12 protein-coding genes are annotated in these 17,059 nt (G+C 44.1%); 3 read left to right on the forward strand and 9 right to left on the reverse strand.

Features of this window, described 5'->3' with window-relative positions; genetic code table 11:
* Positions 1 to 58: 58 nt before the first annotated feature.
* Positions 59 to 628 carry a hypothetical protein gene (locus tag A2W93_10610; GenBank protein OFY53006.1) on the forward strand — a complete coding sequence of 190 codons (570 nt, stop codon included), beginning with the start codon at positions 59 to 61 and terminating at the stop codon, positions 626 to 628.
* Between the two features lie 17 nt (positions 629 to 645).
* Here the strand turns inward: A2W93_10610 and A2W93_10615 are convergent, their stop codons facing one another.
* The 4 genes from A2W93_10615 to A2W93_10630 form a co-directional block, all read right to left on the reverse strand.
* A complete protein-coding gene (locus A2W93_10615; protein ID OFY52970.1) occupies positions 646 to 2,064 on the reverse strand; it encodes a nuclease PIN in 1,419 nt (472 codons plus the stop codon).
* 142 nt (positions 2,065 to 2,206) lie between these two features.
* Positions 2,207 to 4,459, reverse strand: coding sequence for a hypothetical protein (locus A2W93_10620; protein ID OFY52971.1), 2,253 nt, complete (start codon positions 4,457 to 4,459; stop codon positions 2,207 to 2,209).
* Between the two features lie 390 nt (positions 4,460 to 4,849).
* Positions 4,850 to 5,674, reverse strand: a complete 825-nt coding sequence (locus A2W93_10625) for a 5'-nucleotidase, lipoprotein e(P4) family (GenBank protein OFY52972.1) — start codon at positions 5,672 to 5,674, stop codon at positions 4,850 to 4,852.
* Positions 5,675 to 5,736: 62 nt separating this feature from the next.
* On the reverse strand, positions 5,737 to 9,252 hold the full coding sequence (locus A2W93_10630) for a pyruvate:ferredoxin (flavodoxin) oxidoreductase (GenBank protein ID OFY52973.1): 3,516 nt from the start codon (positions 9,250 to 9,252) through the stop codon (positions 5,737 to 5,739).
* Positions 9,253 to 9,481: 229 nt separating this feature from the next.
* Here A2W93_10630 and A2W93_10635 point away from each other — a divergent pair, with 229 nt between their 5' ends.
* Together A2W93_10635 and A2W93_10640 are read left to right on the forward strand one after the other, a co-directional pair.
* The gene (locus A2W93_10635; protein OFY52974.1) at positions 9,482 to 10,360 is read left to right on the forward strand and encodes a hypothetical protein; all 879 of its coding nucleotides are present in this window, start codon (positions 9,482 to 9,484) and stop codon (positions 10,358 to 10,360) included.
* 340 nt (positions 10,361 to 10,700) lie between these two features.
* On the forward strand, positions 10,701 to 11,519 hold the full coding sequence (locus tag A2W93_10640; GenBank protein OFY52975.1) for an ion transporter: 819 nt from the start codon (positions 10,701 to 10,703) through the stop codon (positions 11,517 to 11,519).
* Between the two features lie 272 nt (positions 11,520 to 11,791).
* On the opposite strand, the gene A2W93_10645 is transcribed toward A2W93_10640, so the two are convergent.
* The 5 genes from A2W93_10645 to A2W93_10665 form a co-directional block, all read right to left on the reverse strand.
* A complete protein-coding gene (locus tag A2W93_10645) occupies positions 11,792 to 12,484 on the reverse strand; it encodes a hypothetical protein (protein ID OFY52976.1) in 693 nt (230 codons plus the stop codon).
* A 286-nt stretch (positions 12,485 to 12,770) separates the two neighbouring features.
* Complete coding sequence (locus A2W93_10650; GenBank protein OFY52977.1) at positions 12,771 to 13,373, reverse strand: ribonuclease HII; 603 nt, start codon at positions 13,371 to 13,373, stop codon at positions 12,771 to 12,773.
* 5 nt (positions 13,374 to 13,378) lie between these two features.
* Positions 13,379 to 14,359, reverse strand: a complete 981-nt coding sequence (locus tag A2W93_10655) for a hypothetical protein (protein ID OFY52978.1) — start codon at positions 14,357 to 14,359, stop codon at positions 13,379 to 13,381.
* Complete coding sequence (locus A2W93_10660; protein OFY52979.1) at positions 14,346 to 15,629, reverse strand: phosphoribosylamine--glycine ligase; 1,284 nt, start codon at positions 15,627 to 15,629, stop codon at positions 14,346 to 14,348. The genes A2W93_10655 and A2W93_10660 overlap by 14 nt, the downstream gene beginning before the upstream one ends.
* Positions 15,630 to 16,221: 592 nt before the next feature.
* Complete coding sequence (locus A2W93_10665) at positions 16,222 to 16,770, reverse strand: hypothetical protein (protein OFY52980.1); 549 nt, start codon at positions 16,768 to 16,770, stop codon at positions 16,222 to 16,224.
* Positions 16,771 to 17,059: the final 289 nt, after the last annotated feature.

Raw genomic sequence — 17,059 nt, forward strand, 5'->3', positions numbered from 1 at the left:
ATTTCAGGCAATATTTTTGCAGTGCGGCGCGCTATTCATTGACACCCTTTTGTTAATCATGCGAACATTTTTTCTTCTTCTTGCCCTTTTTATTGTCAGTCCGGTTATACATGCACAGACCGACACCAGTCTGAGAGCCATGAATGAGCGGGAAATTGAATTGTACAGGCAGATTATGGAATACCGATCAAAAAAGCGATTGAAAAGTATTCCTGTTTCATCATCGCTTACAAAAGTAGCTCAGTGTCATGTCCGCGATTTGAACAATTACCCGCCTGCAAAAAAATGTGGTATGCACAGTTGGAGCGAAAATGGGCCATGGAAGCCGGTTTGCTACGATGCTGCGCGCAATGGCCCCGAGTTGATGTGGAGTAAGCCATCGGAACTGACTTCGTATATCGGCAGGGGTTACGAAAACTCATTCTGGACAACAGATACTTCTTTCAGGGCTGAAGATGCACTTGCTGCCTGGAAATCGAGTCCTCCGCATAATTCTGTAATCATAAACCTCGGTATGTGGAAAGACTCGAAATGGAAAGCCATTGGATTGGCTGCCGAAGGGAATTATGCAGTAGTCTGGTTTGGCGAGAATGAAGATCCAGCCGGGAACATTGATTTACCGGAATAATTATTTTCTGAAAGGTCTTACAACATTGACCGGATCAGCAGGAACAGCCCGCCCGACATGACAATGGTAACCGGGATGGTAATAACCCAGGTGAGCAGAATGTTGTAAATGGTTTTCATTTGCAGATTGTGCCAGCCGCCTTCATACACCATAGATCCTGCAATGCCGGATGAGAGCACATGGGTTGTACTTACCGGCAAGCCAATGGTTGACGAAGACATGATGGTTGCGGTTGCTACTATTTGGGCGCTGGCGCCTTGTGCATAACTCATCTGCGTTTTGCCGATTTTTTCACCAAGTGTTGTTACAATACGTTTCCAGCCAATCATAGTACCGAGCCCAAGTGAAATTGAAACCATCAGAATCACCCACCAAGGTGCATATTCCGTGTAAGAGTCCATTTCCTTAATATCGTTTTTCAGCATTTTGCTTTCTTTATGATTCAACACAAGTGCATTGTTCTTAACGACAGAAGGACTTTTTAGAAACTCATTCATTTTTTTCTTAATGGTAAGAATGTCTTTTCTTGCATTGAATCGGTCGAGCTTGTCTGATTGTTCAGGATTCTGTGCTATCAGTAAATTCCCTTTAAGATCAGAAATACAGGATGTCAGTGTAGTATATACAGGCAGATCGGCCACCAGGATTTTTGTAGTATCGGTTTTGCCAATATAATACTCAATGTGATTTACATTACCGATCATATTGGATGGGTTTTTCGAAATATCGAGTGCGAAGTGTGCAGGCAGCAAGCTGATCAGAATAATCATAATCAATCCAACTCCTTTCTGTCCATCATTGGAGCCATGCGAATAACTTACGGTGGTGCATGTCCCGATCAGCAGTAAACGCACCCAAAAAGGCGGCTTTTTCTCCGGATCGGCAGGTTTGAAAAACTTTTTCTTTCGGATGGTTCGTTTTAAAATGTGCATCAAAAGAATTGTAAGCCCAAAGCCGATTACCGGTGAAATCAAAAGTGCGCTGAATGCTTCAATAACTTTTGTCCAGTTAAGCGCTGCACCACTTGAGTCTGAAATGAAAAGAAAGGCAAGACCAACGCCGAAAATACTTCCAATGAGTGTGTGCGAGCTGGAGCAGGGAATACCGAAATACCAGGTGCCAAGGTTCCAGATGATGGCTGTCAGAATTAGCGAAGCAACCATCGCAACATTATGACTGATGTTTTGGTCGAGCAGAATTTCGAGGGGCAGCAGATTAATAATACCAATTGCAACCGCAATTCCACCAAAATAAACGCCTAGAAAATTGAAGATTCCGGACCAGATTACTGCTACCCGGGGTTTCAGCGAACGTGTGTAAATGACCGTTGCAACTGCATTGGCCGTATCGTGAAATCCATTGATAAATTCAAACGCCATGGCTGCCAATATGCAACCAAACAACAGGATGGTCATCCCTAAATCAAGTCCGAACATTTTTTCTAATTTCCTGCAAATTTCCTGGAAATTCCAATATGAATTTAATGTTACGCATTAATAACCATTTGGTAACAATAAATTAATATTGACCCGGATCTGTCAGTTGATTCCGGGTCAATATTAATTGAAAAACAAGCTGCTAGATCAAGCGGTAATCAGTGTCGGCCGCCTGGCTTTTGGTTCTGATATCGAGTTCTGTCAATTCATTTACAAAGCGCGTGATATTCTGAATTTCGGTGGTGATGTTGAAAAACAGCAGACTTGAGCGTGATGCATTTTCTTTGCGTTTCACCCGCTCGATCTGAGAACGCCGGACAATTTTGATTTTATCGCAAACGACATTGGCTATCTGATGCAGATCGTCGGCCAGGCCACGACCCGAATCTTCCATCACAATTTTCTTTGAGAAGTCGCATAACTGCTGCAGATCTTCGGACAAAGACTCGAAATCGCGCATTTGATTTTTGCCGAGATTTTTATGCTGATTATTGATGTGATTATACACAGGGTGCGTCAAATAACCAAGACTGACTGAGATTTCACGGAGGATTTCAGCGTTTTTGAGATAGTATTCGCCATAGAGCACGTAATTGTCTCCCAGTGCTGAAATTGAGCTGTTGACGGTTGAGCTGAACAATTCTGTCCGCTTATTAATGTCTTTCACAATTTCATCAGCTTCTTTCAGCTTTTTCAGTTTTTCTTCTTCAAGGCCTTCACGGATTAAAGTGACGACTTCAGGAATTTTCTCTATTACATACGAAACATTGGTTCTGCATAAGTCGAGAATTTCGCTTTCGCCGGTATTCTCATCAATGCGTAACATGTTTTCTTTTTCCTGATAATCCTTTTCGCGACGACGGTGAATAACTTTGCTGCGGACAAGAAAGAATATGGCAAATACGGACAGAAGAACGACTGAAACAATGCTGCCCAGATAGAGCACATAGGCAAGCAGTGCGGCAGAAAGGAAGGCCAGAAATGCTGTAATGAACCAACCGCCAATTACAGTGGTAACTCCGGAAACGCGATACACAGCGCTGTCGCGGTCCCAGGCGCGGTCAGCCAGTGATGTTCCCATGGCCACCATGAAAGTAACATAGGTTGTTGAAAGCGGGAGTTTGAGCGATGTTCCGAATGCAATGAGACTTGATCCGACGGTGAGATTTATTGCAGCGCGTACCATGTCAAATGCCGGTGCATCGGGACTGTTGCTCATTGGAGGAGCAGCAAACCGTTTTTCGATCCAGCGATGGACAGCAGGAATGCGTACCAGTGTAAAGAAATTTCCGATTGAAACAGCCAGTTTTACAAGCGAACGAGCTACCGGATTGGTGTCGAAATTTTCAACACCTTCGTTCTGACGCGACAATCCAACCTCGGTGCGGATAACGGTTCGGGTTTTTTTATTGAGCCACAAAGTCAGCAACATGATTAATCCAGCCCCCATCAGAAATCCAACCGGAACCTTGGCCGGAGTACTTAATGTCTCCATTGTCATTGTTGGATCTCCGGTTACAGAATAGGCCTGGTAGGCATCGAGACCAGCCAGTGATGGTCCGAGAAAGTTTACGAGGTCATTACCAGCAAATGCCATGGCGATTGCAAAAGTTCCATAAATCACAATGACCCGAAAAACATTTACTCTGAAAAGCAATTGCAACATCAACAGAATTACAGCGGCCCCTGCCATTACTGAAGTAAGCATCAATGCAAGGTGCTGGGCCACATATTCTTTCATGTCCTTATCGATGAAAGTGGCCGATTTCATTCCTTTGAAAAATATAAAATATGAAATAAGGGCGATTGCAATGCCACCGAAAATGGCTCCGCCGATTTTATATCTTGAGAAGTTGAAACTGAAAACAGTTCGCGCAATTTTTTGAATAAGCAATCCGAAAAAGAAAGCGATGGCAATGGATACAAAAATAGCAATGATCATTGCAAAAGCTTTTTCTGTATTCATGTACATATCGAGATCGCCAATTGCCTGCCCATTTTCAACAAGTTTTGCCACTGAAAAAGTAAAGGAAGCACCCAGCAACGCCGCAACCAGAGAAACGGTTGTCGATGTTGGCAGTCCAAGCGTATTGAAGAAATCAATCAGCAGCACATCGTTGAGCATTACGGCCAGATAAATCATAATGACTTCTTCGAACATAAAATATTGCGGATGAAACACCCCTGATCGCGCCACGTCCATCATGCCGCCGGCAAACAAGGCGCCAACAAAAACACCCAGCGAAGCTATCACGAGCAACCACTTGAAAGTGAGACTACGGGAGCCGTACCCGGAGTTGAGAAAGTTTACTGCATCGTTGGCCACACCGACGGTGAGATCCATTATTGAGAGCAGAAAAAGTACGACCAATACACCTATAAAATAATATTCCATTGTACGGAGTTTTTAATGATGCAAAAATAAAGGTACAAAAACAACTCTACATTAGCGCTATGTTAAGAAATTATTAGGTGGGATAGTAAGAGGATGTCTCAAAATTGAAAATCGTTACGATATTCCATCGTTCCGGCCGGTTCGAAATCCCTCGAAGGGTTCTGAACCCTTCGAGGGATAATATTCGGCCGGAATATGGAATCGTCGTAACAGCTTCAAAAACAACGATTCCATACCCTTTCGCTCCTACGTCGCTTTCGGACGATGGAATATTATTTTTGAAGAAGGCGATATTTTGAGACATCCTCGTTGTTGCAGCAACAAAAAATGGGTTTAGCTTTTACACTAAACCCAATAGAGATTATTTAAACAGAAACAATGAACTCAGACTTACATTCCTCTCAGGTTTTCTTTGCGGACGCTGTCTTTCTGCTCGTTGGTTTGTTTGAAATTGTATTTGAGCACTGCACTTTCCCAATCACCATACATTGGGTTTGGAAGAACGATAAAACGCTTTCCGAATTCCGATTTGTTTTCGTCGGTAACGGTAAAGCGATCATCAACCGTTTTGTTTTCAAAAATACCGCTAAAATCATTCATATTGTCGCCAATCAGCAACACAATATTATGAGTTGCCGATACTTTGTCGCGACGCTCGTTTTTGCTACTGGTCTTGTCGCGCAGCAACAAATGTTCATCATCGATCATAGGGAAACCAAGTGCCCGCATATTTTTTATGGTAGCATCCTTTTCGGCAATTTTTCGATTGCTGACATAAAACACATCGACGCCTTTTGAAACAGCGTATTTCATAAATTCAACTGCACCGGGAATGGCCGTGGCAGATGCTTTGTCGATCCATTCACCCCAACGTTCAGGGTAACCGAAGTTTCCGAGAATATTCGCAGCTTCGTAGGGGCTATTGTCTACCATGGTTTCGTCAATATCTACAACAACAGCAAGTTTTTTAGGGCCTTTATAACTTTCAAGTGTTTGATCGATCGAAATCCGTGCAGTATTGAATGCCTGATAGCACATAGCGCGCATTTCTGCTGAAGTCTGATACCAGAGTACCGCCATCAGCATGTAGTCGTAATCAAAATTGTTTACATAAACCGTGTCGTGAACAATCACCGTTTTTTCAACAATACGCTCAGTCTGACATGCAGTCAGGGTGAGTAAGCCAACTAAAACAACAACGAACAGATTTTTCATGGGTTTTTGTTTTGATGAAAAAGGCCGGACAAAGCCGGCCCTTAAAGAATTGGGTTGAATAATTAATCAGCAAGTTTTTTATACTTGTTGTAACGCCATTTTGCATTGTCTTCGCAAGCGGCAAACAGTACCTTTGCTTCATCGGGAAATGCCTGTTCAAGTGAAGTAAAACGCACTTCGCTTTTCAGGAACTCCTGGAATTTGCTCCAGTCCGGTTCTTTTGAATCGAGAATAAATGGATTCTTTCCTTCGGTTTCGAGCTGCGGATTGAAACGATAGTTTTGCCAGTAGCCCGATTCCACTGCATGTTTGCCCTGTGCCTGGGTTTTGCCCATGCCGGCACGCAAACCATGGTTGATGCAAGGCGAGTAAGCAATGATGAGTGATGGTCCCGGATAAGCTTCAGCTTCGCGGATGGCTTTCAGATACTGACTCTGGTCGGCACCCATTGAAACCTGGGCAACATACACATAACCGTATGACATGGCCATCATGCCGAGATCTTTCTTGCGGGTTTTCTTTCCCGAAGCAGCAAACTTGGCAACAGCACCAGTTGGTGATGATTTCGAAGCCTGACCGCCGGTATTTGAATACACTTCAGTGTCAAGAACAAGAACGTTGATGTCTTCGCCGCTGGCAAGTACATGGTCGAGTCCGCCGTAGCCGATATCGTATGCCCAGCCGTCGCCGCCAAATACCCAAAATGATTTTTTAATCAGGTATTGTTTTTTGTCAACGATTTCTTTTGCAATTTCTGAATTGTCTTTTTCAGCAATAGCCACAAGTTTTGCAGATGCTGCTTCAGATGCTTCAGCGTTGTTCATGCCGGCAATCCATTCCTCACAAGCAGTTTTCAAATCACCGCTTAATCCGGCAGCAATGGCTTCCTGCATTTTCATTGAAAGGAAATCGCGCATTTTATTCACACCGGTGGCAATACCTAAACCGTATTCTGCATTGTCTTCGAACAGTGAGTTGGCCCAGGCAACACCTTTACCACTCTTATTGTTGATGGTGTATGGAGTTGAAGGAGCAGAGCCGCCATAGATTGATGAACAACCTGTCGCATTGGCAACAATCATTCGCTCACCATAGAGCTGTGTGATGGCCTTGATATACGGAGTTTCACCGCAACCAGCACATGCGCCGGAGAATTCAAATAATGGCTGTGCAAACTGGCTGTTTTTAACCGATTTACTCTTCTCGAGCACGGTGTCTTTATAGCCAACTTTTTCGTCCATATAAGTCCAGCGTTCTTTTTCAGCAAGCTGGGTTTCGAGTGGTTTCATTACCAGTGCCTTTGTTTTGGCAGGACACACATCGGCGCAGTTGCCGCAACCGGTGCAATCCATCGGGCTTACCTGAATACGGAAATTGTATTCCTTGGTTGCTGCAAGACCTTTTAAAGTAGTGGTTCCGGCAGGAGCTTTGGCAGTTTCTTCTTCGGTGAGGAGGAAAGGACGAATGGCAGCGTGAGGGCAAACGTATGCACACTGGTTGCACTGGATGCAGTTTTCCGATTGCCATTCAGGTATGGTAACAGCAATACCACGTTTTTCATATTTCGTGGTTCCGTATGGGAATGTGCCATCTTCACGTCCAACAAAAGTCGAAACTTTCAGATCGTCGCCGCTCTGACGGTTGATCACGTCGGCTACATTGCGGATAAAATCAGGATGTGTTTCATCGTCGAATGCAGCTTTGCCTTCCAGGTTTTTCCATTCAGCCGGGATGGCTACTTCGGTAAGTTCACCACCGCGGTCTACTGCTGCGCAGTTCATCTTCACTATTTCTTCGCCTTTGCGGCCGAACGATTTGTCAATGAATTTTTTCATTTCTTTCACTGCCAGATCGTAAGGAATTACGCCTGAAATTTTGAAGAAAGAAGCCTGCATGATTGTGTTGGTGCGGTTTCCCAGACCAATTTCATCGGCAATTTTAGTAGCGTTGATGGTGTAGAATTTAATCTCATTCACCGCCATGTACTTCTTCATATCATCGGGCAGGTGATTTTTTGTTTCTTCAACATCCCAGATGGAGTTGAGGAGGAAAACGCCACCTTTTTTCAGACCTTTTAGCATGTCGTAGCGGCCCAGATAAGCCGGAACGTGACAAGCAACAAAGTCAGGTGTGTTTACGAGATACGGCGAGCGGATGGGAACATCACCGAAACGAAGGTGTGATGCGGTAAATCCACCAGATTTTTTTGAATCGTATGCAAAATAACCCTGGCAATATTTGTTGGTGGTTTCACCAATAATTTTGATGGAGTTTTTGTTTGCACCAACAGTACCATCGGAGCCGAGACCGTAGAATTTTGCCTGGAAAATGCTGGGATCTGAAATATTGATTTCGGCAATCAGTGGCAGTGATTTGAAAGTAACATCATCAACGATGCCAATGGTGAAGCCGTTTTTCGGCTCATTGTTTTTCAGGTTGTCATACACGGCAATGATCTGAGCAGGCGTAGTGTCTTTTGAAGACAGACCATAACGGCCACCAACTACGAGCGGAGCATTGGGTTTGTTGTAAAACAGATTTTTGATATCGAGATACAAAGGTTCGCCTTCGCTGCCCGGTTCTTTTGTGCGGTCGAGAACAGCAATTCGTTTCACTGATTTCGGGAACACATTCATGAAATATTTTTCGCTGAATGGACGGTAGAGGTGACAGGTGAGAAGACCAACTTTTTCGCCTTTGGCATTGAGATAATCAATGGTTTCGCGAATGGTTTCGGTAACAGAACCCATGGCAATGATGATGTTTTCAGCATCAGCGGCACCGTAATAAGTGAATGGGTGATATTCGCGACCAGTAAGTTTGTTCAGCTCAACCATGTATTCTTCCACGATGTCGGCAACCTTGTCGTAGAAAGGGTTTGCTGCTTCGCGTGATTGGAAATAAATATCAGGATTCTGTGCAGTACCGCGGGTAACAGGATGTTCCGGATTCAGCGCTGCGTGACGGAAGCTGGTGAGTGCCTTCATGTCGACAAGCTGCTTCACATCTTCGTTCTCAAGATATTCCACTTTCTGAATTTCGTGTGATGTACGGAAACCATCAAAGAAATGCAGGAAAGGAATGCGTGAACGGATAGAGGCCAAATGCGCTACCGGAGCGATGTCCATGATTTCCTGAACACTTCCGGTGGCCAGCATGGCAAATCCGGTCATACGGCAACTCATCACGTCGCTGTGGTCTCCAAAGATTGACAGAGCCTGAGCAGCAATGGCGCGGGCCGAAACGTGAAATACGCCTGGCAGAAGTTCGCCAGACATTTTATACATATTCGGAATCATCAGGAGAAGGCCCTGTGAAGCCGTATAAGTCGATGTGAGTGAGCCACTCTGTAGTGAGCCGTGCATGGCGCCGGCAGCACCAGCTTCGCTCTGCATTTCGACAACTTTCACGGTGTCGCCGAAAATATTTTTACGTCCGTTTGCCGACCACTCGTCCACATACTCGGCCATCGTACTCGATGGAGTGATGGGATAAATGGCTGCTACTTCGCTGAACATGTACGATACATGTGCCGCAGCGTAGTTGCCGTCACATGTAATGAACTTTTTGTTTTTCATGTTTTATCTGAATTTCTGATTATTAGTTTTTGGAGTTGCGAAATTAATCATATTTTATTTCTTTTAAGGTGTTTTAAGTGGGTTTTGTGGAAATTTAACCCCGTTGAAATTTGACCGGTAAATAATTATGTATTAATATTTTGTCAGTTAATGCCTGAAATTTGCAGATTCGCAAAATAAAACCGAAAAGAGCTCGTTAATATTTCGCAAAACCAATAATAATATATCAATGAAAAACCTGATTTTTTCAGCTTTAATGATGTTCGCTCTGACATCAGTCTTCGCACAGTCCGATTCAAAGCCGAGGATTCGAATTTCAGACATCATGGTTCAGGGCGGGATGCAGAACTTCAATAATTTCAGTCTCGATCAATCTGACTTTATCAAGCTTGCTCCCGGAGATCCTTTTTTGTTGACCGATTTCAGTGATTATACAAAATCGCGCTCAACGGGTGCCAGTAGCGGATTGTTTGCTGTTACAATCGGTTTGAAGTTTCTTGATACAGAACATGATTCATATAGGGCCAATCCGGTACTTCGCCTCGGAATCTTCAATGCCCGTACTTCACCTGACGGAATATTCTATTCAAAAGATGAGTATTTCAGATATGACACACTGACTTCGTCGGCAACTAATCAGCAATATTTTGTCGATTCGGTTTCCACCTCCCATTACGAAATGCATTATTCGTCTGAACATCTTGGCTTGACTGCATCTGTGCAGTTTAGCACCAATCCTGAAAAGCGTGTTTCGCTTTATGCCGGAGCCGGCCTCATTGCTGCGTTTTCATTCAACAACACAACCGAGGTTGCCAATTATGAATATGGAAGCTTTGTATCTGATGATATTTTTTATAATAGTTCCGGACATTATTCCAGCGATTATGATTATAAATCGATTTTCTACACCAATAAAACAACAACGCTGATGTCGTTCGGAGTCCCGCTGGGCTTCGATTTCAGAATGGGCAGATCGCATTATTTCTGGAATCAGATTCATCTGGTTTATGAAATCAGACCATCCGTTACAATGACAGATATTCCGGAATTAAAGACTTTCACCACAACAGGATTGTGCAGTACATTGGGTTTTAAAGTGGCGTGGTGATTTTCTGGTTTTTTTGCGAACATCCTTGCCTGGATTTTTCAGGCGGGGTTTTTTGAATCCTTCAGGTTATACATGCAACTCTTCCCACAACGCAGAGAGCTTGCTTCGCAAGGCACTCAGGTTGTGGGAGGGTTTTGAAGCCAACCTCTCCACCGTAGAATAGCGTCGCATTGTGCGACCTGGGTGCGCTGGACTGAAACTCAAATGTTGTCCACAATGCAGAGAGCTCGCTACGCGAGGCACTCAGGTTGCGGAAGGGCATTGAAGTCTTTTCCTATAGTCAGCAAACAAATCCAATTTTTGAATAAATGTATATTTGTGAAAAATAATTTGGATAGTTATGACTCGAAATCGAATCAAAGACCGCTTATTTACAGTTATTTTCGAGTCCGATACCCAGGCTGGAAAATTTTTCGATATTACTTTGCTGATTTGTATTTTAATCAGTGTTATCACTATTCTTCTGGAAAGCATACCCAGCTATCAAAAAGAGTATTCTTATTGGTTTCGGTCTGTGGAATGGTTTTTTACGATTGTTTTCACGCTGGAGTATGGTTTGCGGCTTTACAGCACCAGAAATGCGAAAAAGTATGCGCTAAGTTTTTTTGGAATAATCGATCTTTTGTCGATCCTGCCCACATACATCGGTCTTGTTTTTGCCGGCGCACATTCCCTTATGATTATTCGATTGGTGCGGGTTTTGAGAATTTTCAGAATTTTCAAACTCACCAAACAACTCACCGATGGGAATGTTTTGTTGTCGGCTCTAAAGGCCAGTAGAAGCAAAATAATGATTTTTCTGATGTCGGTGCTTTTAATTGTTTGCGTTTTCGGAACCATTATGTATCTTGTTGAAGGTCCTGTTAATGCCAGTTTCGACAGCATTCCGCGCAGTATTTACTGGTGTATTGTTACGGTGACAACGGTGGGCTATGGCGATATTTCTCCTGTAACCAGTGGCGGGCAGTTTTTAGCCAGCATACTGATGATATGCGGTTATGCTATTTTGGCTGTGCCAACCGGAATAATGACGGGTGAAATCATCCGCAGTGAAAAGAAGGCCACTGCACAAACCTGCCCTTATTGCACAAAACAAGGTCATGACAAAGATGCAACGTATTGCAAGTTTTGTGGCATGCCGCTACATGAGAGGGCTTAGGTACTTCGATGCGATGAAGACTCGTGAAACATATTGCTGAATGCTTCATCGCTCAGTGTGACAGTTTTTTTGGTTCCGCTGTCATTCAGTCACGAAAGCTTTCGTGAGTTTGCAATAAAGACTTTTATATGAAACCAGCTTCAAATGTATCCCCGCCAGCTTTGCAGCGGGCAGGGAAGAACGACAGCGGGTTTTAGTTAGTCGCACTTCGATACGATGAAGACGGGTGTAGCGCAAAGCTTATGCGTCATCACTCAGTGTGACAATAGTTTTTACAGCTTGCTCAGCTTAGTAAGCAGCATATATTCCATCAAATCGCCTTTGTCGCTGTAGGTCTCGGATTTTACAATGCCAGCGCCTATCGAAATATAATCTACGGATGAATGTTTTGTATTTATAAAACCTGTCTTGGACTGGATTTTCGATGAGATTTTATAAACTTCGAAAGTGCCGGCAGCCGTAGTCATGGTCTCTTTTCCACCAATCTTGCGATCGGTAATATTAATTGTCATTGTCATAATGGTCATTCCGTTGCTGCTCATTTGATAAGTAATGTTTGCATCGGGCAATGAGGCGCCTTCGGTGAGGGTGGCGGGAAATTGCAGGTCATTGGCGGTCATAGCGATTTCCATATCTGGGTTTTCCTGATAGAAATTTTCTCCCAGAAAATCTTTCATGTCAAAATAAAAAACGCCATCAGCGCATTTCATAATCAGATCGCCGGATCCTTCAACTTCACCCTTTTCATTCATTACAGTTGTGGTAACAGTTGCATCGTAACCGTTTGTAAGGTCTTTAACCGATTTAACCGAATAGGCATTAACACCTTCAACTTTATCTTTTTTGTTGTATTGGGTCATTTCCCAGCTGTTTCCGGTTTTAAGCGGAAAGTATTCTGGACAAACCTGAGCGCTCATCCAGATTGGGAGAAGCAGAAGTAATGCAATGTTTGCAAGTGTTTTCATAGTATTTTTGTGGCAAATATAATAATAAATGGGTTATCAACTCGCAAATTTCATCGACCATCACCCCTCGAAGTGTTTCAAGTCCTACACCACAACATTCCGCCGTTTGTAAACTTGTGTTTCCCGACGATTCCACGTAAGTAATGTTATACACTCAGCCCTTATAAAATGACGGTAGAATGTCGGGAAACCCAACATTCTGTCGTCCGCATGACTGATTTTGGAGAAAGGTTGCGGACACGGAATCGTTGGGGGTAAATTGTTTCAAATCCTTTTTGAGGTATAATCAAAACTGAATCTTCAATTGCTCATTCAACCGAAAGCTTCTCCGGTGATAGGATGTGATGCCGTTTTCAGCAATCGCTTTTTTGTGTCCGGGCGATGGGTAGCCTTTATTTTCATTCCATCCGTATTGCGGAAAATTTTCATGAAGATCAATCATGAATTCGTCGCGATGCGTTTTTGCAAGTATGCTGGCCGCCGCAATACTCATGTATTTTCCATCGCCTTTTATAATGGTTGTGTGCGGAATTTTTCGGAATGGTTTGAAACGATTTCCGTCCACAATGATATGCGCCGGCTTTGTTTTCAGTTTGCCCAAAGCCAGATGCATGGCCCTGATCGAAGCATTGAGAATATTTATTTTATCGATTTCTTTGTGATCTACAAATGCTACAGCCCAGTCAAGTGCCTGTTCTTCGATGATTTCCCGCAGCAGCGCACGTTCTTTTTCATTCAGTTTTTTTGAATCATCGAGCAGCGGATGAAAAAAATTAGCGGGCAAAATGACGACTGCTGCTGTTACCGGACCTGCCAGACATCCGCGCCCTGCCTCGTCGCATCCGGCTTCGGGAACCAACTCCGAATAGTGATGTAGCAAGGCCGCCATATAATTTATTTATAATTCAACAGATAATAATACAAGATTGGAAACACGATGGGCATCAGCCAGAGTATGATGAACGCGGCTTTCCGACGGGCGTTGTACATCAGTCGGGTCCAGTAAAAAACAGTTGCAAGTCCGTAAATTGAAAATAAAATATTCGTATTGAACAACGACGAAATCATTGCAGGAGCAAGTGCTATCAACGAAAACAGGATCACTGAATAACTCCGGCGGACAGATATTTTTGATTCACTAACTCTTGAATGAACAATCAAAGCGAGTAAAAATAAAAGAGCCGGACAGCCGTAGAAACTGGCCGGGAATGCAAATTGGAGCAAGTCTTCTTGCAATACAAAAGCACCCGGATTGTCAAGTAAAATATTTGTTTTGTTAGTCAGAAAATACCAGAACAAAACAAAAAAAGCAGGAGTCAGAAAACCGGTCAACCACACAAGGGTGCGGCGGAACGATATGTTCTGACTGATGATCATGGTGATAATTCCTGTAACAAAAAACAAAACAGCAAATGCACCATTCAGTAGCAAAAATCCACTTAAGATTGCGGCGGTAAGTGTCCGGCGAAGTACCGTCCCCTGCGATTCTCCGGGCAAAAGCTGATAAAGAATAAGGAGGAAAGCTGTCCAATAAATCGACACCATCAATCCGATGCTCCAATCCACAATGGTGAAATGAATGACTGGAAGAATAAAAAAGAGCATGTATTCTTTTCGTGACACTTCGAGATTTCTTGTCGAAATGAGCCACAGAAGCAGTGTTGAGGCTGCAATAAATAAAACGCGAAGAATTACAATCCAGCTGAAACTGAGTGTAAGCACTGTTTCCGTAATGCCGGCAAGCCAGGGGTGTAATTGAATATTGGTGTTTGGTTCTCCGTTGAGTATCAGAAAAACAAGCGTAGCAAGCCAGAGCAGCATGAAAACGAATTTCATCTGCGAGTTGATGACTCTTTCGGCATTAAACGATCTCATACGCTTTTAAATCAAGTCCGATATCGCTGCGGTTTGTTTTGCCTTCGAAATGCACATGGTCAGCCAGATTGTAGGCCGCTGTGCGGGCTTCGTCCAGCGTGTTGCCCGTGCCCACAACAGCCATCACACGACCGCCTGAGGTAACTACATTGTCATGGAGCACTTTTGTTCCGGCATGAAAAATCAAATGATTTCCTTCGGGTAAAGAAATTGTTTTGCCTTTTTCATAGTCGCCCGGATATCCTTTCGATGCCAGCACAATTGACAATGCTGTCATTGGGAGTGTCTCGGTTTTATAATCTTTCAGATTTCCGGTGGCTGCAGCTGTAAGCATTTCTGCAAACGAGCCTCCGATGCGGGGCATAACCACCTGTGTTTCGGGATCGCCCATACGGACATTGTATTCGATCACGAATGGATCGCCGTTCACATTCATCAATCCGAAGAAAACAAATCCGCAATAATCGATGTTGTCTTTCTGAAATCCGCTGATGGTGGGTTCTACAACGCGTGTTACCACTTTATCCATAAATTCCTTTGTGGCGAAAGGAACCGGAGAGACCGTTCCCATGCCGCCTGTATTCGGTCCGGTATTTCCATCGCCGATGCGCTTGTAATCTTTTGCGCCGGGCAACAGGACATAATTTTTCCCGTCCGTCAGGGCAAAAACCGACATTTCGATTCCATCTAGAAACTGTTCTATCACCAGTGTTTTACCGGCTTCGCCAAAAATATTATCTTCGAAAACCGATGCGATATGATTGACGGCTTCGTCGGCTGATTCGGTAATAACAACTCCTTTGCCGGCAGCCAACCCGTCTGCTTTCATCACGTAGGGGCCGCTGTGGCTGCGGATATACGATTGTGCTTCTGTTTTTTGCTCCGAAGTGAATGTGGCGTAGGCCGCTGTGGGTATGTCATGACGAATCATGAATTGTTTTGCAAAATCCTTGCTCCCTTCGAGCATGGCTCCATGAGCCGATGGACCGACGATCAGAAGATTTATGAAGCGTGGATCTTTTTTCAATAAATCAGTGAATCCGTTTACCAGCGGCTCTTCTGGCCCGACAAGAATCATGTCGATGCTGAGCGAAATAATTTGTTCCAGCAGGTTTTCAAAATCGTTGAAAGAGTAGGGGAGATTTGTGCCGCATTGCAGTGTGCCTGCATTTCCGGGCGCGATAAAAATATTTTCTTTGCCGATATCGCGCGCCAGTCGCCATGCCAATGCATGCTCACGCCCGCCCGAACCTGTGATGAGAATTTTCATAAAACAACTTTGCTGCAAATTTACAATTTAGACGCGGAATAACGCGGAAAATAGTATAAGCCCCAACGGATAGACGCGGAGAGAGAGGTTTAGACGCGGATTAACGCGGAATATATTAAAACTGACGGATGGACGTGGAGAAAGAGGATTAGACGCGGAATATTTCAAAACGCGTTTTGACGGATTCAAAGGTGCTTCATTTAAAACCACGTGGAACGTGGCAAGCTGTGACATGTCGCTCAATTTGTCCCTGGGGTGGAGTCTATCCCGCTGCCTCCTTCGATACACCGCAAGCAGATATCTCGCAAAGAGCTGCGAGAGCGGCACTCAGGATGACAGCGAGGGTGTGCCATTCAATTTTGGGTTGCGATGCACGCATTGCTGGTGGTCTCTGGATGACAGCGGCGGGGCCAAGGGTTACCGATGTTGGACTGCAGAGTTTGCTCTACAAGAGGCGGAGGCGCATCTTATGGAGCTCCGCAGCTTTTTAAATCCTTCGGATACTCGATCTCGTAACGTTTGTAACGTCTGTAACGTGTAACGAAAGTCTTACTAAACCTTAACCTGGGCGCGCGTCTCCCGACGCGTGACCCTATTCTCCCATGTTGAATTTGACGATCAGATGAAAGAAGAATGTTTCATTGTCGATGATGGTGAAAGCAAAATCGAGGGGCATGCCGGCTTTGCGGCGGATCTCGAGGATGCCAAGGCCATTGCTTCCGTTTGGACTCTCAGCGATAACAGGTTTTTCGGCATCAGCCTGACGTACATTTTCTTTCATGCTGCCACCGGCTTTGCGGTTGGCTTCGCGGATTCTTTTTTCAACAACCGTTCTGCGGGTGATACTTACGGCGTTTCCGCAATCAATTTTAAATCCCTGCCGGGTGCGTGTTGCCAGAAAAACAGCCGGATAAAGCGGGTATTCGTTATGCATATAAATATTCTGCAAAATCTCGCTGGCGGCAAGCAGAATCCGTTTTCTGATGCGGGTTTCCTGCTCTCCGAACAACCCTTCCATATTGTCAAGAATCCTGTCCGATTTCTTCTCAGAAATGGTGCCTTTGAATTGAGAAATCACATCGGCAGAATTGATGTTCTCCTTGATAAAATCGTCAATATTGAATTTCGATCCTGGTTTCATGGGGGTTCAGTGAATTAATTTTTTCTGCAGATCATCAATGAACAATGTCATGTCTGCCCAAAGGTATAAAATAATTTTAATTATTATCGGTCATTTTTTTAACATGAATGGATAAAATTGGGAAAGCTGGGCAATCCTACAAAAACTTCTTTTTGAAATTCCCTGCAACATTTCCACAACGCAGAGAGCTCGCTCCGCGAGGCACTCAGGTTGTGAAAATATTCAATGGGCGAGCCATCTCAAATTCAATCTGGGCGCGCGTCTTCTGCTTGTGTTTACGCCACCTTTA

The sequence above is a fragment of the Bacteroidetes bacterium GWF2_43_63 genome (genome assembly GCA_001769275.1).
Classification (GTDB): domain Bacteria; phylum Bacteroidota; class Bacteroidia; order Bacteroidales; family DTU049; genus GWF2-43-63.

What these genes read in the sequence shown, in the direction of transcription:
- A2W93_10610 (OFY53006.1), top strand. Translation starts at nt 59, where the DNA reads ATGCGAACATTTTTTCTTCTTCTTGCCCTTTTTATTGTCAGTCCGGTT.
- A2W93_10615 (OFY52970.1), bottom strand. Translation starts at nt 2,064, where the DNA reads ATGTTCGGACTTGATTTAGGGATGACCATCCTGTTGTTTGGTTGCATA.
- A2W93_10620 (OFY52971.1), bottom strand. Translation starts at nt 4,459, where the DNA reads ATGGAATATTATTTTATAGGTGTATTGGTCGTACTTTTTCTGCTCTCA.
- A2W93_10625 (OFY52972.1), bottom strand. Translation starts at nt 5,674, where the DNA reads ATGAAAAATCTGTTCGTTGTTGTTTTAGTTGGCTTACTCACCCTGACT.
- A2W93_10630 (OFY52973.1), bottom strand. Translation starts at nt 9,252, where the DNA reads ATGAAAAACAAAAAGTTCATTACATGTGACGGCAACTACGCTGCGGCA.
- A2W93_10635 (OFY52974.1), top strand. Translation starts at nt 9,482, where the DNA reads ATGAAAAACCTGATTTTTTCAGCTTTAATGATGTTCGCTCTGACATCA.
- A2W93_10640 (OFY52975.1), top strand. Translation starts at nt 10,701, where the DNA reads ATGACTCGAAATCGAATCAAAGACCGCTTATTTACAGTTATTTTCGAG.
- A2W93_10645 (OFY52976.1), bottom strand. Translation starts at nt 12,484, where the DNA reads ATGAAAACACTTGCAAACATTGCATTACTTCTGCTTCTCCCAATCTGG.
- A2W93_10650 (OFY52977.1), bottom strand. Translation starts at nt 13,373, where the DNA reads ATGGCGGCCTTGCTACATCACTATTCGGAGTTGGTTCCCGAAGCCGGA.
- A2W93_10655 (OFY52978.1), bottom strand. Translation starts at nt 14,359, where the DNA reads ATGAGATCGTTTAATGCCGAAAGAGTCATCAACTCGCAGATGAAATTC.
- A2W93_10660 (OFY52979.1), bottom strand. Translation starts at nt 15,629, where the DNA reads ATGAAAATTCTCATCACAGGTTCGGGCGGGCGTGAGCATGCATTGGCA.
- A2W93_10665 (OFY52980.1), bottom strand. Translation starts at nt 16,770, where the DNA reads ATGAAACCAGGATCGAAATTCAATATTGACGATTTTATCAAGGAGAAC.